At 73.5% G+C, this 21331-nt stretch carries 18 protein-coding genes; all 18 read left to right on the forward strand.

What is annotated here, in order from left to right; translation table 11 throughout:
- Nucleotides 1-128: 128 nt before the first annotated feature.
- The 18 genes from FYX01_RS18410 (at nt 129) to FYX01_RS18490 (ending at nt 21318) form a co-directional block, all read left to right on the forward strand.
- Nucleotides 129-2366, forward strand: coding sequence for an anthranilate synthase component I (locus tag FYX01_RS18410; RefSeq protein ID WP_150243054.1), 2238 nt, complete (start codon nt 129-131; stop codon nt 2364-2366).
- A gap of 186 nt (nt 2367-2552) precedes the next feature.
- The gene (locus FYX01_RS26260) at nt 2553-2693 is read left to right on the forward strand and encodes a GPGG-motif small membrane protein (RefSeq protein ID WP_170293681.1); all 141 of its coding nucleotides are present in this window, start codon (nt 2553-2555) and stop codon (nt 2691-2693) included.
- A gap of 268 nt (nt 2694-2961) precedes the next feature.
- The gene (gene thyX, locus FYX01_RS18415) at nt 2962-3759 is read left to right on the forward strand and encodes an FAD-dependent thymidylate synthase (protein ID WP_150243056.1); all 798 of its coding nucleotides are present in this window, start codon (nt 2962-2964) and stop codon (nt 3757-3759) included.
- A gap of 505 nt (nt 3760-4264) precedes the next feature.
- Entirely contained in the window at nt 4265-4582 is a 318-nt protein-coding gene (locus tag FYX01_RS18420; protein WP_150243058.1) for a hypothetical protein, read from the forward strand.
- Between the two features lie 244 nt (nt 4583-4826).
- A complete protein-coding gene (locus FYX01_RS18425) occupies nt 4827-5840 on the forward strand; it encodes a Gfo/Idh/MocA family oxidoreductase (protein WP_150243060.1) in 1014 nt (337 codons plus the stop codon).
- Nucleotides 5824-6729 (forward strand): sugar phosphate isomerase/epimerase family protein, encoded by a 906-nt coding sequence (locus tag FYX01_RS18430; protein WP_150243062.1) that lies wholly within the window; start codon nt 5824-5826, stop codon nt 6727-6729. The genes FYX01_RS18425 and FYX01_RS18430 overlap by 17 nt, the downstream gene beginning before the upstream one ends.
- The gene (locus tag FYX01_RS18435) at nt 6726-8009 is read left to right on the forward strand and encodes a M20/M25/M40 family metallo-hydrolase (RefSeq protein ID WP_150243064.1); all 1284 of its coding nucleotides are present in this window, start codon (nt 6726-6728) and stop codon (nt 8007-8009) included. Before FYX01_RS18430 ends, FYX01_RS18435 begins: the two co-directional genes overlap by 4 nt.
- Entirely contained in the window at nt 8006-9145 is a 1140-nt protein-coding gene (locus tag FYX01_RS18440; RefSeq protein WP_150243065.1) for an Ldh family oxidoreductase, read from the forward strand. Before FYX01_RS18435 ends, FYX01_RS18440 begins: the two co-directional genes overlap by 4 nt.
- A complete protein-coding gene (locus tag FYX01_RS27070) occupies nt 9142-10164 on the forward strand; it encodes a Gfo/Idh/MocA family protein (protein WP_150243068.1) in 1023 nt (340 codons plus the stop codon). The genes FYX01_RS18440 and FYX01_RS27070 overlap by 4 nt, the downstream gene beginning before the upstream one ends.
- Nucleotides 10161-10631: a DUF6917 domain-containing protein gene (locus tag FYX01_RS18450; RefSeq protein ID WP_150243070.1), complete on the forward strand. Its 471-nt coding sequence runs from the start codon at nt 10161-10163 to the stop codon at nt 10629-10631. The genes FYX01_RS27070 and FYX01_RS18450 overlap by 4 nt, the downstream gene beginning before the upstream one ends.
- A gap of 182 nt (nt 10632-10813) precedes the next feature.
- Complete coding sequence (locus FYX01_RS18455) at nt 10814-11341, forward strand: EF-hand domain-containing protein (protein WP_150243072.1); 528 nt, start codon at nt 10814-10816, stop codon at nt 11339-11341.
- Between the two features lie 212 nt (nt 11342-11553).
- Nucleotides 11554-12759 carry a DegT/DnrJ/EryC1/StrS family aminotransferase gene (locus FYX01_RS18460; protein WP_150243074.1) on the forward strand — a complete coding sequence of 402 codons (1206 nt, stop codon included), beginning with the start codon at nt 11554-11556 and terminating at the stop codon, nt 12757-12759.
- On the forward strand, nt 12756-13910 hold the full coding sequence (locus FYX01_RS18465) for a DegT/DnrJ/EryC1/StrS family aminotransferase (RefSeq protein WP_150243076.1): 1155 nt from the start codon (nt 12756-12758) through the stop codon (nt 13908-13910). The genes FYX01_RS18460 and FYX01_RS18465 overlap by 4 nt, the downstream gene beginning before the upstream one ends.
- Nucleotides 13907-14920 carry a UbiA family prenyltransferase gene (locus tag FYX01_RS18470; protein WP_150243078.1) on the forward strand — a complete coding sequence of 338 codons (1014 nt, stop codon included), beginning with the start codon at nt 13907-13909 and terminating at the stop codon, nt 14918-14920. Before FYX01_RS18465 ends, FYX01_RS18470 begins: the two co-directional genes overlap by 4 nt.
- Nucleotides 14917-16281, forward strand: coding sequence for a protoporphyrinogen/coproporphyrinogen oxidase (locus FYX01_RS18475; RefSeq protein ID WP_150243080.1), 1365 nt, complete (start codon nt 14917-14919; stop codon nt 16279-16281). The genes FYX01_RS18470 and FYX01_RS18475 overlap by 4 nt, the downstream gene beginning before the upstream one ends.
- A complete protein-coding gene (locus FYX01_RS18480; RefSeq protein WP_150243082.1) occupies nt 16278-17903 on the forward strand; it encodes a class I adenylate-forming enzyme family protein in 1626 nt (541 codons plus the stop codon). Before FYX01_RS18475 ends, FYX01_RS18480 begins: the two co-directional genes overlap by 4 nt.
- The gene (locus FYX01_RS18485; RefSeq protein ID WP_223830531.1) at nt 17894-19696 is read left to right on the forward strand and encodes a CoA transferase; all 1803 of its coding nucleotides are present in this window, start codon (nt 17894-17896) and stop codon (nt 19694-19696) included. The genes FYX01_RS18480 and FYX01_RS18485 overlap by 10 nt, the downstream gene beginning before the upstream one ends.
- Entirely contained in the window at nt 19693-21318 is a 1626-nt protein-coding gene (locus tag FYX01_RS18490) for a class I adenylate-forming enzyme family protein (protein ID WP_150243084.1), read from the forward strand. Before FYX01_RS18485 ends, FYX01_RS18490 begins: the two co-directional genes overlap by 4 nt.
- Nucleotides 21319-21331: the final 13 nt, after the last annotated feature.

A 21331-nucleotide genomic window follows, 5' to 3' on the forward strand; every position in this document is an offset into this window, starting at 1 on the left:
GCCCCTAGGCGGTGCTCCGAGTGCGCATACCCATGCGGCGACCGCCCCGGACCGGCGGTCGTTTCCTGTTTTCACGGCCCCGGACGGTGTGACCCACCCCGACCGACCACAGTGCCAAAGGACCGGCCGTGAACCCCAGCGACGCACAGACCACCACGTACCGCACCCAGGGCGGCGTGACCGTCCACCGCAGCGCGACCCCCTGTGACCCCGAGGTCCTCACCGAACTCGTCCGCTCGGTCGAGTACCGACGCGGCGGTGTCCTCTCCTCCGGCATGGAGTATCCGGGCCGCTACGACCGCTGGCACCTGGGCTACGTCGACCCCTGCCTGGAGATCACCACGCGCGGGCGCGCCGTCACCGCCACCGCCCTCAACGACCGCGGCCGCGTCCTGCTGCCCGTCCTGGCCGAGGCCCTGTACTCCGTCGGAGTCCCCGACCCCGGCAGCACCATGGCCGACCTCGGACACGGCCGCGTCGCCGTCACCGTCCCCGAGCCCGACCCCGGAACGTTCTTCACGGAGGAGGAGCGCAGCCGCCGCCCCAGCGTCTTCACCGCCCTGCGCGCCGTCCTGGCCGCCCTGCACAGCCCCGAGGACACCAACCTGGGCCTGTACGGCGCCTTCGGCTACGACCTCGCCTTCCAGTTCGAGCCCATCGAGCAGCACATCGACCGCGATCCCGACGACCGCGACCTGGTCCTGCACCTGCCCGACGCCGTCATCGTCCGCGACCGCAAGCGTGAGACGTGCGTGCGCTACACCTACGACTTCACCGTCGCCGCCGACGGGGACCGCGCCGAGGCCACCACCCGCGGCCTGCCGCGCGAGACCGGGCTCACCCCGCCCGTGGTCGCCACCGAGGTGCCCGAGGGGCCCGAGCCCGGCTCCTACGCGCGCGTCGTGGCCAGGGCCAAGGAGAAGTTCCGCCGCGGCGACCTGTTCGAGGTCGTGCCCGGACACCGTACCTACGCCCGCTGCTCCTCGCCCGCCCGCTTCTACGAGCTGCTGCGCGACCGCAACCCCGCCCCCTACGAGTTCTTCTTCAACCTCGGCGAGGGCGAGTACCTGGTCGGCGCCTCACCGGAGATGTTCGTCCGGGTCAGCGGCGAGCCCGGCACCGGGCAGAGAGTCGAGACCTGCCCGATCTCGGGCACCATCCGACGCGGCGAGGACGCCCTGGGCGACGCCGAGAACATCCAGGAGCTGCTCTCCTCGGTCAAGGAGAAGTCCGAGCTGACCATGTGCACCGACGTGGACCGCAACGACAAGTCCCGCGTGTGCGAGCCGGGCAGCGTCCGGGTGATCGGACGCCGCCAGATCGAGATGTACTCGCGCCTGATCCACACCGTCGACCACATCGAGGGCACCCTGCGCCGCGAGTTCGACGCACTGGACGCCTTCCTCACCCACATGTGGGCGGTGACCGTCACGGGCGCGCCCAAGACCTGGGCGATGCGGTTCATCGAGCAGAACGAGACCAGCCCCCGCCGCTGGTACGGCGGTGCCGTCGGTGTCCTGAACTTCGACGGTTCCATGAACACCGGCCTCACCCTGCGCACCGCTCACATCCGTGACGGAGTGGCCGCCGTACGGGCGGGTGCCACCCTGCTCTACGACTCCGACCCCGAGGCCGAGGAGAAGGAGACCTTCCTCAAGGCGCGCGCCCTGCTGGAGACCCTCGCCCTGGGAGAGCGGATCGGAGAGTCGGAGGAGGCCGACGCGGTCCCCGCCGACGAGGCCGCCCCGGCCGCGGAACTCCCCGGCCAGGGCATGAGGGTGCTGCTGGTGGACCACGAGGACTCCTTCGTCAACACCCTCGCCGACTACGTACGCCGCCACGGGGCCGAGGTGACCACCGTCCGCTACGGGTTCGACGCCTCCCTGCTCGACCGGCTCGCCCCCGACCTGGTGGTCCTCTCACCCGGCCCCGGCCTGCCCGCGGACTTCGGGATGTCGGCCCTGTTGGACGAGCTCGCCGCCCGCCGCCTGCCGGTGTTCGGGGTGTGCCTGGGGCTGCAGGGAATGGTAGAGCACGCCGGGGGAGAGCTGCGCACCCTGGACGAGCCGGTGCACGGCAAGCCCGGCCGTGTCCGGGTGGCCGGCGGCGAACTCCTCGCCGGGTTGGGCGGCGGCGACGTCTTCCCGGCGGCCCGCTACCACTCCACCTACACCGTCCCCGACCTGGTGAAGCGCTTCGGGGTCACCGCCGTCCTGGACGGCGAGGCGGGCGAGGAGCCCGTCGTGATGGCGGTCGAGGACCCGGCCGCGCGGTGGTACGCGGTCCAGTTCCACCCCGAGTCGATCCTCACCGCCGCCGTCGGCGAGGGCGTCGTGGCACGGGCCCTGCGCCTGGCCCGCGGCTGAGACGGGTCGGCCCGCCCCTCGGAGGAGGGGTCCGCGCGCGGTGCTTCCCACGCGCGGACCCCGCGCCCGTGCCTCGCGGACTGTTCCGGTGCCCCGTACACGGCCTCTCACCTGCGGTGGGACTTCTTTCCGCAAAGACGGCCCACCGAAAAGTTTGATCAATCCGTTACGGGACAGTGGTTGTATATGGGTATTTTGCTTACGATCCTCGGAATCATCCTCATCGTCGCCGGCGTCCTCGGAGTGCTGCGAGGGCAGATGCTCTGGGGCATCATCGCCATTGTCGTCGGACTCTTCATCGCTCCTGGCTACTTCTACGGTTTCTAGCCTGTGAGCCCTTCTCCACCGGTGACATCACAGGCGGAAAACGCGACGGACGACACCGAACGCGGACCGGGCCCCCGACCGGAGTGATCCGGCGGGGGCCCGGCCCTCATCCCCTGCTCGGCCCCCAGGCTGACCGGAGCCGGCCCCGTGTACCCTCGTGTGAGGCTGGTCAGCCCCCGCCCCCATCACGCTCCCGTGCCCCGGAACCCCTGGTCACGGCTGTTCGGCGTGCGTTCGGGGAGCGGGGATCACGAACGGGAGGCATGCTGTGAAGAGGGTCGAGCCGCAGGTCCGTCTGGTGGCGCGTCCGCAGGTGGACTACGACGCCATCACCGACTACCTCAAGGAGGTCGGTGGAGAGGCGTGGCTGGAGAGGTTCGACCGCGGTGAGCTCGACGCCCACCTCAACGACCCGCAGAACCTCGCCGAGTTCGCCGGGCGTCTGTGCTACCGCTCCTGGGAGCCGGGTCTGAACCCCAACGTCACCCGGGTGCGCAAGGACCAGGACGCCTATCTCGGCAACCTCCTGGCCAGTCTGCACGGCTCGGTCCTGGAACACATCAGCTTCAGCTTCGTCCTGCACAACGTGTCCCGCGTACTGACCCACGAGCTCATCCGGCACCGCCCGGGTGTGGCCGTCTCCCAGGAGTCCCTGCGCTTCGTGCGCCTGAGCGACCTGCCGTTCTGGTTCCCCGACTGGGCCGAGGAGGACCCGGAGCTGATGGAGCGCGCCACCGCGATGCTCCAGCAGATGGAGGAGTTCCAGCTCTGGATGGCCGACCACTTCGGCCTGGACGACGAGGGCGTGAAGTTCGCCGAGAAGAAGCACAAGACCTCGTTCATGCGCCGCTTCGCCCCCGAGGGCGTGGCGACCGGCCTGGTGTGGACCGCCAACGTGCGCACCCTGCGCCACACCCTGGAGGCGCGTACCGCGCCCGGCGCCGAGGAGGAGATCCGCCTGCTGTTCCACCGCATCGGCGAGGCCCTCCGGGAGGAGGCCCCGGCGCTCTTCGGCGACTACGAGGTGCAGGACGGCGCCTGGGTCCCGAAGTGGCGCAAGGTCTGACCGCAGCGGCCGTGCCCGCCGCCCGTCCCCCTGGGGGCGGGCTTTTTTGTGCATGCAGGAATGAGTGTCTTTTCTCATCCTGAGGCGCGTGGCGGGTACCGGTCCGGCGGACCCGGCCCGAGCAACATGATGCCCAGTGGGAACAGGTGTGTCAGCCTTTCGTGACATCACCTGTAACAGTAGGTAGTGACAGCACCTGTGACCCCACACGCCCGAGGCCACGCTGTCCCGGAAACGGGTACCTTCCGGGCGATACCAGGTCCTACAGGTGAAGATGATCATGATCCTCTGTAAAGATATTGTTTTCAGTATTTTCCTTACTCTGTGATTTATTCTGTTTTGCGACTTGTAGTGGCGGTCCGAAATTCGCTGCCGCTTTGTTCTGGGGCTGGCCCTTTCGGTGGGGGAGGGGGGAGGATGGCCCAGGATGCCCCACCGCACCGGTGATTCGTGCGGTTCGAGTTTTCTCCTAAGAGGTTTCGAAGGACAAAGGGAGGCAGGAATAATGAGGGTTCTGGTGTCCGCCGCCGCGGTGTTCGCCTTCACGGTGGGCGGGACCGTTCTGGGAGCTGTTCCGGCCCACGCCGCCACGGGAGAGGTCGTGGTGTTCACGACCGAGTTCGAGGCGCTGGAGCGTTACCCGGACCCCCCGTCGGGGGCCTGCCACCAGCTTCCGGCCACCGCCCACGTACTGGTCAACCTCACCGACTCCGACGTGAGCATGCACGCCGGCATCACCTGCCTGAGTCCCGGGTTCGTGGTCGCTCCGGACCACGGCTGGCACGCTCCGCCCAGCGGGATGTTCAGCTTCTCGGTGTCCTGAACCGACCCGGCCCCGCGGTGGGCGGACGGTGCCCGTGGGACCGCTCGGCGGACGGAGACCGCCGTGGCGGTCCCCTTCTCCCCACACGTTCACGGGTGGGGGGAGCGACCGTTCCCGGGTTCTCCGCATCGGAGGTCCACCCGGTCGCCCGGCGCTTTCGCCGCGGTGATCGAGGGCGGAGAACACCTATGCGGTGGTGCTCCGCGCATCGCGAGGAAAAGAAACGGAAAGGTGCCCGTCCGTTATGCTGCACACCTTCGTCGTCGGTCTTGGCAGATCGGGAGAAGGACTGCACCTGCCGTCGCTCGCCAAGGCCCGGGCCAGGGAACCCACCCTGTTCGCCCCGGGCCCGGTGGTGGGGTTCGACCCGTTCCGGACGTCGGCCGAGGGGGTGCTCATGGTCGACTCCCCGGAGGAGGCGGTGCGCCACGCGCCGCCGCGGAGCACCGTGGTCCACCTGTGCACACCGCCGCACCTGCGTTCCGGCCTGCTGGAGCACCTGGCGGAGCTCGGCTACCGCATGGTCATCGTGGAGAAGCCGCTGGCCCTGGACCTGGTGGGACTGGCCTCCGTCGCCCGGATCCGGCGGCGCTGGGGCCTGGACATCACCGTCACCACCCAGTGGCTGGACAGCGCGCTCACCCGACGGCTGCTCGCGGTCCTGCGGGGCAGGGCCTTCGGGGATCTGCGCGCCGTCACGGTGCTGCAGAACAAGCCCCGTTTCACCCGCACCGTCGACGCGCCGGGCCACCCCACCGCCTTCGACGTGGAGGTGCCGCACGCGCTGGCCGTGGTGATCACCCTCGCCGGGGGAGCGGACATCGCCTCGGCCTCCCTGGAGGACATGGTGACCGACCGGACACGGCTGCCCCGGCTGGGCCGCGCCCGGCTCGGCCTGAGGCACCACTCGGGAGTGCTCAGCCAGATCGACTCGGACCTGACCTCTCCCGTGCGCGAGCGCCGCATCGTGCTGGAGTTCGACAGAGCCCTGCTGACCGGCCACTATCCGTGCAGCGCGGCCGACCACACGGCCCAGCTGCGGGTGGACGCGCAGGGGTGGGAGCCCATCCGCTCGGTCTTCGACGACGACGCGCTCCCCGCCTTCATCCGGGCCGCCTACATCCGCTACGCCGGGTCCCGCTGCGCGCCCGGGACGCTCGCGACCCAGATCGAGGCGGTCCGGCTGCTCACCGAGGCCAAGAAACTGTGCGCCTCCGGTACCCGGGGACAGGGGGTGGACAGTGTCGTCGGCGCCTGAGCGGCCCCGCCCGGTACCCGCCGGGATCGGGGACGAGGCCGCACCCGGCCTCGACGGACAGCTCGCCGCCCTGGCCGAGCTCGGCTGGAACCGCCTGGAGCTGCGCACCATCGACGCGGTTCCCATCGCCGAGGTGGACGAGCGGGCCTTCGCCCGTGCCGCGCGCGGGATCCGGGACACCGGAACCGACGTGGTCGCCGTCGCCTCGCGCATCGGTGACTGGTCCCGGCCCGCCACCGGGGACTTCGCCCTCGACCTGGCCGAACTGGAGGTCCTGGCGAGGCGCTGCGCCGTGCTGGGAACCCGGTTGGTCAGGATCATGTCCCATCCCTCGGGCGGGCTGGCCGAACCCGGGTGGGGACGCCGGGTCCGCGCGCGCCTGCGCGAGTTGGCCCGGCGGGCCGAGGACACCGGGCTGGTGCTGGTGCACGAGAACTGCGCGGGCTGGGCGGGTGAGAGCGCGGAGCGGGCGCTGGAGCTGCTGGCCGAGGTGGACAGCCCGGCGCTGCGGCTGCTGTTCGACACCGGCAACGGCGTCGCCCACGGGTACCGTGCCCCCGAGATGCTGCGCGCGCTCGTCGCACACGTGGCGCACGTCCACGTCAAGGACGCGGTGACCGGTCCCGGAGGCGAGGTCGGCTACGTGCTCCCCGGCACCGGGGAGGCCGGGGTGGCCGCATGCCTGGAGCTGCTGGCCGAACACGGCTACACCGGAGCGCTGTCCATCGAGCCCCACCTGCACCTGCGCCCGCACCTGCGGGCCTCGGGAGGCGACCCCGGCCGCGGGGACCGCGCCGCCTTCGTCGCCTACGGGCACGAACTGGAACGGCTCATGGTCCGGCAGTGGGGCGCGGTGCCCGCGCCCCGGAGCACGGAGGGGGCCCGGTGAACGCGACCCTCTCCTCCGATGACCGCGCCCTGCTGCTGCGGCTGCTGGAGCTGCCCACCGCGGGACCGCTGGAGACCGGACCGGACGGGCCCCGGCCGCGTCTGCGCGAGGCCCAGCGCGTCTACGCCCGCGCCGCGCTCGAAACCGGCTTTCGCGTGGTGCGCCACGCCCCGGCCGACCCCGCCGACATGGACCGCCCCGACGTTCCGGCTCCCGTGCGCGAGGCCCTGTCCGACCCCGCCTTCCTCGACTGCCAGCCCAGCCTGGTGCTGCGGCTGGGCCCCGAGCTGCCCGCGGAGCGCACCGTGATGTTCAACGTGCACCTGGACACGGTCGCCGGGCGGCTCCCGGTCGGCTTCGACGGTGAGCGCTTCCACGGGCGCGGAGCCATCGACGCCAAGGGCCCGGCGGTGGCGCTGCTGGCCGGGGTGCGTGCCGCGCGCGAGCGGTCTTCCGCCCTGGGCCGCGACGTCGCGGTGATCGTCCAGGCCGTGGCCGGGGAGGAGGGCGGCGCCATGGGGGTGCTGGGCACCCGCCCGCTGGTCGAGCGCGGCCACACCGGCCGGCTCAACGTGTTCTGCGAGCCCACACGGATGCGGTTCCTCCCGCGCAGCACGGCGGCGATGACCGCACGGGTGTCGGTCCACGGGGACGACGCGGTGGACGACCGTCCGCACACCGGGCACAACGCCGCCGTGCTGCTGGGCTTCCTGGCCCAGCACCTGGGGCGCGCGCTCGACACGCACGCCGTGTCGGGAGCCGTGTGCGTGGCGGGGCTGCACACCGGCACCCTGCACAACAGGGTCTACGGCACCGGCTCGCTGCTGCTCAACCTCTCCTACGCCCGGGCCGGTGCGGGACGCGTGCTGGAGTCCGCGCTGACCGAGGCGCTCGACGAGGGCCTCGACGCGTTCGCGGAGGCCTTCGCCGGGACCGCGCTGTTCGACCGGACCGCCGCGGACGCGCGGGCCCTGACCCGCCTGGAGTGGCACAAGCGCGGCCTGCCCGTGCTGGACGACCGCGATCCCTGGGGGCGGGCCCTGATGAGCCGCGCCGGGATCGACCCGTGGCCCTCCGGCGAGCCGGCCTTCACCTGTGACGCCATCTGGATGTCCGGAGTCGCCGGGGCGTGCACCGTGGTGCTGGGTCCCGGGGACCTGGCCGCCAACAACGCGCACGCCGACGGCGAGTTCGCCGCCGCCGCCGAGCTCGACGGGTTCGCCGACGCGGTGGCCCGCCTCCTGACAGCCTTCACCGCCCAGACGAACGGACGACCGTGAGCACCACCTCCCACATCCCGCCACAGGCCCCGCCGGACCAGGGGTCCGTGCGGGTGGACCACGACGACCTGATCACCTTCGCCGCCGGGGTGTTCGCCCACCGCGGCCTCGCGCCGCACCGGGCGGAGGAGGCGGCGCGGGCGCTGTGCCACGGCGACCTCGCCGGACCGCGCTCGCACGGCCTGGCCAACCTGACACGGCTCTACCTGCCACTGCTCGACGAGGGCAGGGCCGACCCCGCCGCCGAACCCCGCACCGTCACCGACCTGGGCGCCGCCGTACTTCTGGACGCCCGCCGGGCGCTGGGCCTGTGGGCGGCGAGCGAGGCCATGGACCGGGCCACCGAGCGCGCGGAACGCCACGGCATCGGTCTGGTGTCCGTGCGCGGCGCCACCCACCTGGGATGCGCCGGTTACCACGCGCTGCGCGCGGCCGAACGCGGCATGGTGGGCCTGGTGGCCAGCAACTGCGGACGCCAGCGCATCGCCCGGCCGCCCGGCGGCGCGGTGGCGATGCTGGGCACCAACCCGCTCAGCGTCGCGGCCCCGGCCGGCCAGCATCCCCCGTTCCTGCTCGACATGAGCACCACGGCCGCGCCCACCGGTCGGATCCGCCAGGCGGCCCGCGGGGGACAGGTCCTGCCCGAGGGGCTTCTGTGCGACGACCTGGGCGCACCCGTCACCGACCCGGACGCCTTCGACGCCGGACGGGCGCACCTGATGTGGCTGGGCGGCAGGGAGGGCCGGTACAAGGGGTTCGGACTGGGACTGATGGTGGAGGTGCTGGCCGCGCTGGTGCCCGGCGCCGGGCTGGGACCGCATCCCGACGCCCTCACGGGCGACGGCGGGCCGAGCGGTCGCGACGACGACATCGGCTTCCTCGTCGCCGCCGTCGCGCCCGACGCCCTGCGGGAGGGGGCCGGCGCGGACGCGGAGGGACTGTTCGGCGCGCTGCTGGCGTGCCCGCCGACCGATCCGGCCGAGCCGGTGCGCTACCCCGGCTGGCACGAGTACCACCGGGCGGGGGAGCGGCGGCGCGGGGGCGTGCCGCTGGAGGCGTCGCTGTACACGGAGCTGGCCGCGCTGGCCGAGCGGACCGGGCTGGGGATCCCGCCCGTCCAGGGAGTCCCGCGATGAGGCCGCCGCTGCGGGTCGGGCTGGTCGGCCTCGGTGTGATCTCCCGCTTCTACCTCGCCGCGCTGCGCACCGTACCCGGACTGGAGCTGGTCGCGGTGTGCGACCGGAACCCGGCCGTGCTGGCCGCACGCCCGACCGGCGTACCGGGCCACACCGACCACGCGCGGATGCTGGACGAGGTCGCTCCGGACGCGGTGGTGGTCACCGCGCCCAACGACGCGCACGCCCGGATCTGCGCCGACGCCCTCGGGTGGGGCGCGGCCGTGTGCGTGGAGAAGCCGCTGGCACTGGACGCGGCCCAGGCGGAGCCGCTCGCCGCGCTCGCCCGGGAGCGGGGCGCCCCGCTGTTCACCGCCTTCCACCGCCGGTACAACTCCGGGGTCGCGCGGCTGCGTGAGGACCTGGCCGGCCGGCGGGTGGTGGAGATGACCGTGCGCTACCTGGAGCGGATCGAGGAGCACGCCGGAACCGACACCTGGTACCTGGATCCGGAGCGGTGCGGAGGGGGATGCGTCGCCGACAACGGGCCCAACGCGTTCGACCTGGTCGAGTCGCTGGTCGGTCCGGCCGAGGTGGTGGCGGCGCGTGTGGACCGGGACGCCGCGGGCACCGACCGGTGGGCCGAGGTCGGACTGCGGGCCGGGGGGACCGCGGTCGGAGGCCGCCCGTCGGGGATTCCCGACGGGCGGCGAGGAGGAGGGAGCCGCGGCCGTGGGGCGGCCGTCGGGGGCGGGGCCCGCGTCAGGGTGCTGCTCGACTGGTCGCATCCCGGCGAGCGCAAGGACGTCGAGGTGCGCACCGCCGATGGCGCGGTCCTGAGGACGGACATGCTGGCGGGCCATCCCGGTTTCAAGGGGTCCCTGTGGCACGAGTACGTCGGAGTGCTCACCGAGTTCGAGCGGCGGGTGCGCGACGGTCTGGTCGAGGACCCGGGCGGACCGTCCGCGCTGCGGCTGGTCGGTGACGCCTACCGGTTGGCGGCCACCGAGGGGAAGCGGACACAGGAGGGAGTGGGATGAACCCGTACGAGGACGGCCCCAAACGCGAGGTCACCGCGACGCTGGTGAAGGTCCTGGTGCACCGCCGGGCCGAGCGGGGCATGCGGCTCATCCCCCACGCGAGCCGGTGCGTCCGCGCGGGAGAGGTGCACGAGCTGGTCGCCACCGACCACACCGAGACGGCGGCGGGGGCCCGGATCGACAGGGTCGGCTTCCTCGGGTTCGCCGAGATCACCGCCGCGGGGGTGGTGGACCGGGGCGACGAGGTGTGGATCGGCTCCCGTCGGGTGGGGGTGGTGCTCGGCTTCGACGGCTGCCACATGCCCAACCACTACAACGTGTTGATCCAGGCCGAGCCGGTGCCGACCGGGCGGGACCTGGGGCTGGCCGCGGGGGAGGCACTGGTGTTCCGCCAGGGCACTCCGGACGCCGCGGCGGGGGCCGCTTTCTCCGAATCGGTTCCAGAAGAATCCGGTATTTGCTCATAAATGTCCGATATAAATTATCGGAGATGCCGATCTTATTGTTCTGACCCCCTTTTGTGTGGGGTGGTTCGGAGGTAATGTTTGGAAGTGGGGGGAGTTCGACTGGGCTCGGTCGAAGATCCTTTCCCATGTTGGGATGCAGCATCGTACGCCTGTTTTTCCGTGTTGAATGTGAGGGAAATTCAATGACGACCGCCACCAAGGCCAACAGCCGCCTCGAGGAGCGCTTCCGTCTCTGGGACAACAACGGTAACGGGGTGATCGAGCGCTCGGACTTCGAGAGTGAGGCGAGCGACATCATCTCGCGTCTGGGGGCCGAGGGCACCGCCAAGGGCAACGCGCTCAAGGAGGCGTACCTGGGCATGTTCGACCAGCTGGCCACGGCCGCGGGCAGCCAGCGGATGACCAAGGAGCAGTTCGTCACGGTCGCCGAGCAGAAGATCATCAGCAGGGGCGACGCCGGGTTCGCCGAGATCGTCCAGCCGACCATCCAGGCGATCGTCGACGTGCTGGACGTCGACAACAGCGGTGAGATCAGCCCGAGCGAGATGGAGAAGTGGTTCGACGCCATCGGCATCGACGGCGCCGAGGCCGCCCGGGCCTTCTCCGAGCTGGACACCGACGGCAGCGGCCGTCTGTCCACCGCCGAGCTGGTCGCGGCGGTCCGCGACTACCACCTCGGCAAGAACGACATCCCCCTCCTCGGCGGCTAGGGAGTGTTTTTTAGAAGGCTTTCGGGTCAGCGAGCGGCCGTCCCAGGCAATCTCTCGCAAGACGATGTGCGAAGTTCAGCCTGGTCGTGCTTCACGAGCGCAGAGGCGTAGCGAGAGGCAGCCTGGCGGACGCGAGCCCGGAATGGTTCAAAAAACACGACCTAGGTCCGTCCCCGGTCCCCTCGCCCCCTCCGCGGTACGGAAACGGAAAAGTGAAGAGAACGCTTTCGCCACCCGAGGCCCCGCCCACGGGGAGAACACGTTTTCCCGTCCCCTTCTTCGACCAGTCCGAGACCTTCCGGGAACTGTGGCCAGACATTCGTGAGAACTGTCTGCGCGTCATGGACCGGGGAAAGTTCTCGCACGGTGCGATGGTCGCCGAATTCGAGCGTGCACTGGCCCGCTGGACCGGCGCACGACACGTGGTCGGCGTCAATTCCGGAACCGACGCACTGGTACTGCTGCTGCGCGCCGCCGGGCTGCGTCCCGGCGAGGAGGTGATCGTCCCCGCCTACTCCTTCGTCGCCACGGCCAGCGCGGTGGTGCTCGCCGGGGGCGTCCCCGTCTTCGCCGACATCGAGGAGCGGGGATACGGCATCGACCCGCGCTCGGCGGACGCGGTGGCCACACCCCGCACCCGGATGGTCATGCCGGTGCACCTGTTCGACCGGCTGGCCGACATGGTCGGCGTACACGAGGTCGCCCGGAGGCACGGGTTGACCGTGCTGGAGGACAGCGCCGAGGCGATCGGCATGCGGCTGCGCGGTGTGCACGCCGGGCTGCTCGGAGCCGGAGGGGTGCTGTCGTTCTTCCCCGCCAAGACACTCGGCGCGATCGGCGACGCGGGAGCACTGCTCACCGACGACGCGCTCCTGGCCGAGACGGCGCGGGAGCTGCGCCACCACGGCCGTTCCGGACGGACGCTGGACGACTTCCCCGGTATCGCCAACCCCACGGTCGTCCCGGGCTGCAACAGCAAGATGGACGACCTCCAGGCCGCCGTGCTACTGGCCAAGCTCGCCCGGCTCGACGCCGGTATCGCCCGCCGCGCGGAGCTGTCCGCGCGCTACGACTCCCGTCTGCGGGACGTCGCGGGGATACGCGCCGTGCCCGGCGACGTCGCGCCGCACCCGGGCGGCGGGCGGGTCGTCTACGTCCATCTCGTCGAGGCCGAGGAACGCGACGACCTGGTGGCCCACCTGGCCGCGGCCGGCATCGGGACCGAGACGTACTACCCGGTCCCGCTGCACCTGCAACCGTGCTTCGCGCACCTGGGACACGTACCGGGCGACTTCCCGCGCGCCGAGGCCGCGTGCGACGCGGCGGTCGCGCTCCCGCTCCACCCCGACCTGACCGACGCGCAGGTGGACCGCGTCTGCGACGGGATCGAGGACTTCTACGCGGGGAGGCGCGGATGAGCACGACGGCCACGCGGGACATCCCCTTCTTTCCCCCCGACCTGTTCGAGGACGACCGTGACGCCCTGCTGGAGGCCGTCCACGGGATCGGGACGGGCGCCGCACAGAAGTTCATCCTCGGCGAGCACACCGCCCGGTTCGAGCACGCGCTGCGTGACCGGCTGACCGCGGCCGACGTCGTCGCCTGCTCCAGCGGGACCTCGGCGCTCACGCTGGTCCTGGCCGCCATGGACGTGGGGCCCGGCGACCAGGTGGTGGTACCGGCCTTCGGCTGCGCGCCGCTGGCGAGCACCGTCATCGGGTGCGGCGCGCGCCCGGTCTTCGCCGACATCGACCCGGTCGCGCTGACCATGGACCCGGCCGCGGCGGAGGCGGCCGTCACCGGACGTACCCGGGCGCTCATGCCCGCGCACGTGTTCTCGGTGATGGCGGACATGCCCCGGTACCGGGAACTGACCCGCCAGTACGGGCTGCGCCTGGTCGAGGACTCCGCCCTGGCCCAGGGCGGGACGCTCCAGGGCCGCCCCGCGGGGCTGTGGGGCGACGCGGGCGTCTACTCGTTCGTCCAGGTCAAGACCTTCGGCATGCCCGGTGAGGGCGGTGCGGTGGTCACCGGCGACGCCGCACTCGCCACGCGGGCGCGGATGCTGCGCAACCACGGCCAGGACGGCGAACACCGCTTCCTCCACCACCGCGTCGGCTACAACAGCCGCTTCGACGAGGTGATGGCCCTCTTCCAGCTGCACCGGCTGGACGGGCTGGAGGCCCGGTTGGCACGCCGGGCCGAGATCTCGGCGTACTACTCCACCCGGTTCGCGCCACTGGCCGAAGCCGGGATCACGGCGCCGCCCGTCGGCGGGGACGGGCGCTGCCACTACGTCTACACGCTCCTGACCGAGCGACGCGACGAGCTACGCGCACACCTGGCCGCCCACGGGATCCAGACCCACGTGTACTACCCGCGGACCCTGCCCGCGCAGCCCGCCTTCGCCCCGTACGCCCCGCCCGGAGAGCGCTGGCCCAACGCGGAGTCGGCGGCCCGGCGCAACCTCTCCCTGCCGCTCTACCCGCACCTGGGCGACACCCGGGCGGAGTACGTCGCCGACACCGTGTGCGCGTTCGCCCACCGGACGAGGAGGACGACCCGATGACCGACCACACCGCGGAGTCACCCGCCACCGAGGCACCCGCCGCGCCCGCGGTCGCGCAGGCGCATCCGCCCGCGTCCGCGCGCGGCACCCTGGCCGCCTACGCGCGCCTGGCCAAACTCGACATCGTCGACTACTACATCGGCCTGCCGCTGGTGCTGGCCGTGCTGGCGCCTGCGCTGCGCTGGCAACCGGGCACGCTGGGGCTGCTCCTGCTCATCCTGCTCGCCGAGGTTGCCGTGGTGGCCGCGATGGTCGCCTTCGACGACGTCACCGGGTACCGGGACGGCAGCGACGCGGCCAACTACGGATCGGACGCGGCCCGCCGCCGGCTGGCCCGCAAACCCCTCGTCGCCGGGACGCTCACCGAACCGCAGGCCCTGCGCTTCGCCTGGGCGGCGACCGGGGTGAGCACCGTGCTGTGGACCCTCGTCGTCCTGGCCGCCCCGCACCGGCCCGCGTGGGCGGTCGCGCTGGCCGCCCTGTGCGTCGTCGCCTCGGTCCAGTACTCCTGGGGGCTCAGGATCAGCTACCGGGGCTTCCAGGAGATCTTCCTCATCGGCCTGGGCGTGGGCTGGGTGCTGGTGCCCTACGGGCTGCTCACCGGTGGGCTGAACGGCTTCGTCGTGGTCCAGGCACTGCTCTTCGGCTTCGGCCCGATGCTGTTCGGCCTGTACTCCAACACCAACGACGCCGGCGGCGACCGCTCCGCCGGGCGGATCACCGTCGCCGCACTGGTGCCCCGGCACCTCAACACCGCCTTCATCATCGCGGCGACCGCGGCCGAGAGCCTGCTCATCTCCGTCTCGACCCTGGCCGGGATCGCCCCGTGGTGGTTCCCCGTCGTGCTCGTCCCCGTCTTCGTGATGCGGGTGACCCAGCTGGTGATCGGCTTCGTGCACGGCGACATCCTGCGCGCCCGGCGCATGGCCATCCACACCCACCGGGTCACCGTGGCCCTGCTGATCGCCGCGAACCTGTTCGTCCCAGCGCTTCTGGGAGGCGCCGTATGAGCGCGGCACCCGACGTCGCCGTGGTCGGCGCCGGCCCCGCCGGGCTGGCCACGGCCCACACACTGGCCCGGGCGGGGTACTCGGTACGGGTCCTGGAGGCCGCCGACGCCGTGGGCGGCCGGATGCGCACCCTGCGCGAACACGGCTTCCTGATCGACACCGGCGCGGAGATGCTGCCCCCGGCCTCCGCCTACCCGGCCACCTGGCGGCTGATCCGCGCCCTCGGCCTGGACACCGACCGGGGCGCGGTGCCCCGGGTCCGCGGAGCCCTGGCGACGTGGCGCGGCGGCCGGGCCCGGCCGCACACGGGCCGCCCTCTGGGACTGCTCACCGGGGCCGGGCTGTCCCCGCGCGCACGGATCGACCTGCTGCGCCTGCAGGTCCGGCTCGCGGGTGCCGCGCCCGACCCCGAACACCCCGAGCGCTCCACGCTGGGCGCGCGCACCCTCGCCGACCTGATGCGCCCCTACCATCCGGAGCTGCGCGAGCGGCTGATCGGCCCGCTGGCCGCCGGGTTCTTCGGCTGGGACCCGGAGCGGACGGCCGCCGCCCCCTTCGCCGCGCACCTGGCCTCCGCGGGCAGCACCGCGCGGTGGCGCACCTACCGCGACGGTATGGACACCCTCGCGCGCGCCCTGGCCGACCGGCTCGACGTCGCCACGGGACACCCGGTGACCGGCGTGGCCGAGGGCCCCGACGGGGTCAGACTGGACTCCCCGGCGGGCCCGGTCACCGCACGCGCGGCCGTGCTGGCGGTACCCGCCCCGGTCGCGGCGCGGCTGCACCCCGGCGCGCCCCGGGCCGAGCGCGCCTACCTCGACGCGTGCGAGTACGCGCCCATGCTCCGGGTCTCCCTGGTGCTGGGCCGCCCCATGGCACCGGCCGGGGCGCGCGGCGGATTCGCCACTCTGGTGCCCGCCGCGGAGGACCCGCTGCTCAACGTGGTCACCGCCGACCACAACAAGCACCCGGGGCGGGTACCGGCCGGTCGGGGCCTGGTCTCGCTGGTCGCCTCGCCGCGGGGAGCCTCCGAGCTCCTCGACGCCCCCGACGAGGAGGTGGCGGAGCGGCTCACCGCGCGCGCCGAACGCCTCGTCCCCGGCCTGTCGGACCACGTCGACTCGGTCCGTGTGCACCGCTTCCGCCACGGGCTGCCCGCGGCGGGCCCGCGCGCGCTGGAGGCACGCGCCGCCTTCGTCGCCCGCCCTCCCTCGGCCGTGGACTACGCCGGGGACTGGATCGCGCTGCGCCCGTGCAGTGAGGGAGCGGTCTCCTCCGCCATGACGGCCGCAGGAAGGGTCCTGTCCCTCCTCGACTCGACGGCCGCGATCCCCGTTCCGACCTCCCGGGAGGACCGATGACGCCGTTCACCAAACCCATCCACCTGGGCACCCTCTTCGACGACCTGGCCGGGCGCGGAGCCACCACCGCCGTGCACCTGGGCAGACCCCTGGACATCGCCCCCCACCTGGGCACCGAACGGGACGTGCCCGGGGCGGCCGAACTGGTGCGCGAGGCCGCGGGCTGGTTCGCCGCGGCCGGTGTCCGGCCCGGCGACCGCGTCGCGATCGCCAAGCGCAACCACTGGGACTACGTGCTGTTGAGCTGTGCCGTGGCCCGGCTGGGCGCGGTGCCCGCCTCGCTGTCGGCGCACCTGGAGCCGGGGTCGCTGGAGGTCCTGCTCAAACGGCTGGAGCCGGCACTGCTGGTCACCGACACGGCGCTGCTGGCGGCGGCCCGGGACGCGGGGGCCGACCCCGCCGTGCACGCCGCCCGCACCCTGGTCGTCGACGGCCCGGCCGGGCTCGGGGGCCCGGCCGGGCACATCCTGTGCCTGGACGAGGTGCGCGGCATCGACGCACCACCGCCCCGCAGGCCGCACCTGGACGCGCCCCTGGCGATCATGCACACCTCCGGCACCACCGGGGTGCCGAAGCTGGTCACACACTCCACCCGCACGATCATGCGCCGCCTGGCCGGATTCGAGTCGCACCGCTGGCCCCTGTTGGGCAGCCGCCCCGACGACACGGTGACCGGGGCGTTCTCCTTCGCGCACGGCCGCGCGCTCGCCTGGACCGCGAGCGTGCTGTGGCTGTTCCCGGCCGCCCTGTCGGCCGTCACCAGCGACGACTGGGCCGAGGCCGGTCCGCTGCTGCACCGGCACCGCCCCACCACCCTGGAGGCCCATCCCGCCACCTTCGTGCGCTGGCAGCACCGGGCGGAGCGGGAGGACCACCCGTTCGACCGGGTGCGGCTCTACATCAGCACCTTCGACGCCGTGCACCCGCCGACCGTGCGCACCTTCCTCGGCACCACCGGGCACAGGCGTCCCGTGTGGATGCAGGGCTGGGGCCAGAGCGAGACCGGGCCGCTGACCTTCCGTTTCCTCACCCGGCGGGCGCTGGCCCGGGAACGGGAGCGCCATCCGACCACCCGCGACCTGGGCCACCCGGTGCCCACCCGCACCCGGCTGCGCGCGGTCGACCCGCACACCATGCGTCCCGTCCCGTCCGGTGCGCCAGGTCTGCTGTTCTGCCGTACCGGGGCCCTGTGCCTGGGCTACGTCGGCGAGGAGGGCCGGTGGCGGTCCAAGCTGGTGGGCGAGTGGTGGAACACCGGCGATGTCGGGGTCATCACCCGCACCGGCGGGGTGCGGCTGGTGGACCGCGAGGTGGACGTTCTGCGCGAGGGCAGCTGCCTGGAGGTGGAGGACGTCGTGGACGACCGCCTGTCCGAGGTGCTGGAGTGCGTCCTCCTGAGCGTCCCGAACGGTCCTCCGGTGCCGGTGGTGGTCACCGGGGACGGCCGACTCGACACCGACGCGTGGCGCGACGCCGTCGCCGACCTGCCCGAACTCGCCGACCCCGTGGTGAGGACCTGGGACGAGTTGCCGCGTACCGGCACCGGCAAGGTCCGCCGGACCGTGCTGCGCGACCGCTTGGGCCTGCGCCCCGACACCTGCGGGACGGGACGGTGGACGTGACGCCGCGGTCGGCGGACGCGGCGGTCCCGCTCCCGCTGGCCGGAGCCGCCGCCCGCACGATGGGGGACTCGGTCGCTCTGCGGGTGGCGTCGGCGCGCCTGGAGGCGCTCGGCTGCGCCGTCCTCCGGCTGGAGGGGGAGCCGCCCCCGGACGCTCCGGCGGGGTGGATCGGCCTGGTCGGTGTCTCCGGCGGAGAGGGCGTCCGCACGAGGCCGCCGGTACCGGCCGGCTGCGCGATCGGCTGGTCCGGTCCGGTCGCGGCGCCCCTGGCGGGGGAGCGCGACGTCCAGGCCGCCTGCGGGCTCGCCCACCTGCACGGCAGGGCCCGCGGGCAACCCCGGTTCCTCGGTGTGGACTACGCGTCGGTGTGCGCGGGGGTGCTGGCCGCGCAGGCGGTGGCGGCCTCCGCGCTGGCCCTGGCGCGCGGCGGACCGGCCCTGTCGGCGTCGGTCTCCGCGGCCCAGGCCGCACTGCTCGCCGCGGGTCCCCACGTCGCCGCGGTCACCGCGCCCGGTGCCGGATCCGCTCCGCCCGCCGGCGGAGGGGCGTCGGCGGGCGGAGCCGCGTCGCCGAGCGGTCGGAGGAGAGCCGGCGAAGCGCCCGTTCCGCCGTTCCGCTCCGCCGACGGGGCGCGCTTCGAGATCGAGACCCTGGACGCCGAGGTCTGGCTGCGCTTCTGGACCGACCTGGGGACCGCCCCGGACGCGACCGCCGCCGGATGGCCGCCCTTCCAGAGCCGCTTCGCCACCGCGGTGTGTCCGCTGCCGCCGGAACTGCCCGCCGCGGTCTCCGCCATGGACTTCGACCGGGTGCGCTCCGCCGCGTTCCGGGCGGGGATGAGCATCTCCCCGGTCCGCACCGCCGAGGCCGCGGAGGAGCCCGCTCCGGCGTCGGAGTGGCGGCTGTACACGCAGGACGGCACCGGAGCACCGGTCCCCGGACCGGCGCCGCTGGACCCCGGCGCCACCGCGCCCCTGTCCGGGCTGCGGGTGGTGGAGGCCACCAACCGGATCCAGGGTCCGCTCGCCGGACTGCTGCTCGCCATGCTCGGCGCCGAGGTGGTGCGCGTCGAGCCACCGGGCGGCGACCCGATGCGCGGGGTGCCGCCGATGGCGGGGGAGTGCTCAGCACGGTTCCTCGCCCTGAACCGGGGCAAGGACGCGGTCGAGGCCGACCTCAGGACCGCCACCGGGCGCCGGACCGCACGGGACCTGGCGGCCACGGCCGACGTCCTGCTGTACAACTGGCCGCCCGGCCGCGCCGAGAGGTTCGGTCTGGGCCCCGACGACCTCGCCGACCGTGCCCCGGCCCTGGTCCACGTGCACGCCGACGGGTGGGGCGGGGAGCCCCCCGAACCCGGCGCGCTGGCCACCGACTACCTGGTCCAGGCGCACGGCGGGGTGGCCGACCTCCTGACCGGCCCCGGGGAGGAGCCCGCACCGTCCCTGCTGACCCTGACCGACGTGCTCGGCGGCATCATCGCGGCCGAGGGTGCGGTGGCCGCGCTGCTGGCCGGCGCCCGCACCGGCGCCGGGGCACGGGCCCGGACCGCGCTGTCGGACGCGGCCCGGCTGCTGCGCTCCGCCGGACGCGGAACCGCGCCCGGGGACCGGGGCGGACCCGCTCCGGTCGAGGACCTGGCGGCGATGGCCGCCGCGCCGGAGTTCACGGGGGCCTTCGACACGGTCGGCGGAGCGTCCTGCTTCCGGGCCCCGTGGAGCTTCGCCCCCGCCACGGCGCGGCCGGTCGGCGCACCGGCGGTCCCCGGGGCGGGCCTGGAGGAGGCGCGATGATGTGGACCTCGTCCAACGGACTGGTGCTGACCGACCTCGTCCCGCCGGACCTGCGCGCGGAGTGGACCGCCCGCGGCTGGTGCCCGGACAGGGACCTGTACACCCTGTTCCGCGAACACGTGCGGGCCCATCCCGACCGGACGGCCGTCATCGACGACCGCGGCACGCTCGACTACGCCGGGTTGGACGCCGCGGTGCACAGCGCCGCCGCCGCGCTGACCGCCGGGGGCGGGGGAGAGCGGGACGTCGTCGGCGTCCTGCTGCCCAACGGACGCGACGCGGCCGTGGCCGAACTCGCCGTCGCGGCCGTCGGAGCGGTCTCGCTGCCCGTCCCCGACGGGCGGTCCCCGGCCGACGTACGCAGCCTCCTGGACCGCTCCCGGGCCTCCGCGCTCATCACCGTTCCGGGGAGGGCGGAGGAGGTCCGCCGGATGGACCTGCCGCATCTGAGCCAGGTGTGGACGTTCGGCCCGGCCCGCCTCGGGGCGCGCAGCCTGGACCAGCCCGATCCCGAGGCGGTCCGGGACTGGCGTCCCGCGCGCCCCGACCCGGAGTCCCCGGCCCGCGTTCTGGTCTCCTCCGGATCGGAGGGCGAGCCCTCGATGGTCGCCTACACGCACAACGCCATGGCGGGCGGCCGGGGCAACTACGTGGCGGCTCTGCACGCGGGTTCCGGGCCGATGCGCAGTCTGGTCCTGGTCTCGCTGGCGTCGTCCTTCGGGTCCTGCGGGGTGCCGGTGACCCTGGCCCGGCACGGCGGCACCCTGGTGGTGCTGCCCCGCTTCGACCCGGTCGCCGCGCTGCGAGCGATCGAGCGGCACCGCCCCACCCACCTGATCGGGGTGCCCACGATGCTGCGGCGCGTGGCCGCGCTGCCCGAGCGGGCGGACACCTCGTCCCTGCGCGTGGTGGTGGCCAGCGGGGCGCCGCTGCACCGGGAGGTCCACGACGCCTGCGCGGCGCGTTTCGGCCGACCGGTGGTCAACGTCTACGGCTCCACCGACGGGGTCAACTGCCACACCGGGCGCCGTCCGCGGGCCTGGCAGCCGGGTATGGCCGGGTACCCCGCGCCCGACGTGGCCCGGGTGAGCATCCGTGATCCCGAGGGCCGCCCGGTCCCCGCAGGGGAGACCGGCGAGATCTGGGCCCTGGGCCCGATGACACCGCTGTGCCACGTCGCCGCCCCCGGCCTGGACGCCGAACGGCGGGCCCCGGGCGGGTGGGTGCGCACCGGTGACCTGGGCCGGCTGGACCCCGACGGCGCGCTCCGGGTGGTGGACCGCCTGCGCCGGACGGTGATCCGGGGCGGGGTCAACATCTTCCCCGCCGAGGTGGAGCGCGAACTCGGCGCCCACCCGCTCCTCGCGGAGGCCCACTGCGTGCCCGTGCCCGACCCCGACCTGGGCGAGCGCATGTGCGCCTGCGTGTCCCCATCGGCGGGGTCCGCGGCACCCACCCAGCGGGAGCTGATCGCCTTCCTGCGCGACGAGCGCGGCCTGGACAGCCGCGCACTGCCCGAACACGTGGTCGTCCTGCCCGAACTGCCGCTCGGCCCGACCGGGAAGGTGTGCACGGCCACCCTGACCCGCGTCGCGGCCGAGGCCGTCGGCGCGCACCACTGACCGACGACACCGA

Origin of the sequence: Nocardiopsis quinghaiensis (assembly GCF_008638365.1) — a bacterium.
In the GTDB taxonomy this organism is placed as follows: domain Bacteria; phylum Actinomycetota; class Actinomycetes; order Streptosporangiales; family Streptosporangiaceae; genus Nocardiopsis; species Nocardiopsis quinghaiensis.

What these genes read in the sequence shown, in the direction of transcription:
- FYX01_RS27070 (WP_150243068.1), top strand. Translation starts at nt 9,142, where the DNA reads ATGAGGCCGCCGCTGCGGGTCGGGCTGGTCGGCCTCGGTGTGATCTCC.
- FYX01_RS18465 (WP_150243076.1), top strand. Translation starts at nt 12,756, where the DNA reads ATGAGCACGACGGCCACGCGGGACATCCCCTTCTTTCCCCCCGACCTG.
- FYX01_RS18425 (WP_150243060.1), top strand. Translation starts at nt 4,827, where the DNA reads ATGCTGCACACCTTCGTCGTCGGTCTTGGCAGATCGGGAGAAGGACTG.
- FYX01_RS18455 (WP_150243072.1), top strand. Translation starts at nt 10,814, where the DNA reads ATGACGACCGCCACCAAGGCCAACAGCCGCCTCGAGGAGCGCTTCCGT.
- FYX01_RS26260 (WP_170293681.1), top strand. Translation starts at nt 2,553, where the DNA reads ATGGGTATTTTGCTTACGATCCTCGGAATCATCCTCATCGTCGCCGGC.
- FYX01_RS18480 (WP_150243082.1), top strand. Translation starts at nt 16,278, where the DNA reads ATGACGCCGTTCACCAAACCCATCCACCTGGGCACCCTCTTCGACGAC.
- FYX01_RS18420 (WP_150243058.1), top strand. Translation starts at nt 4,265, where the DNA reads ATGAGGGTTCTGGTGTCCGCCGCCGCGGTGTTCGCCTTCACGGTGGGC.
- FYX01_RS18490 (WP_150243084.1), top strand. Translation starts at nt 19,693, where the DNA reads ATGATGTGGACCTCGTCCAACGGACTGGTGCTGACCGACCTCGTCCCG.
- FYX01_RS18475 (WP_150243080.1), top strand. Translation starts at nt 14,917, where the DNA reads ATGAGCGCGGCACCCGACGTCGCCGTGGTCGGCGCCGGCCCCGCCGGG.
- FYX01_RS18470 (WP_150243078.1), top strand. Translation starts at nt 13,907, where the DNA reads ATGACCGACCACACCGCGGAGTCACCCGCCACCGAGGCACCCGCCGCG.
- FYX01_RS18450 (WP_150243070.1), top strand. Translation starts at nt 10,161, where the DNA reads ATGAACCCGTACGAGGACGGCCCCAAACGCGAGGTCACCGCGACGCTG.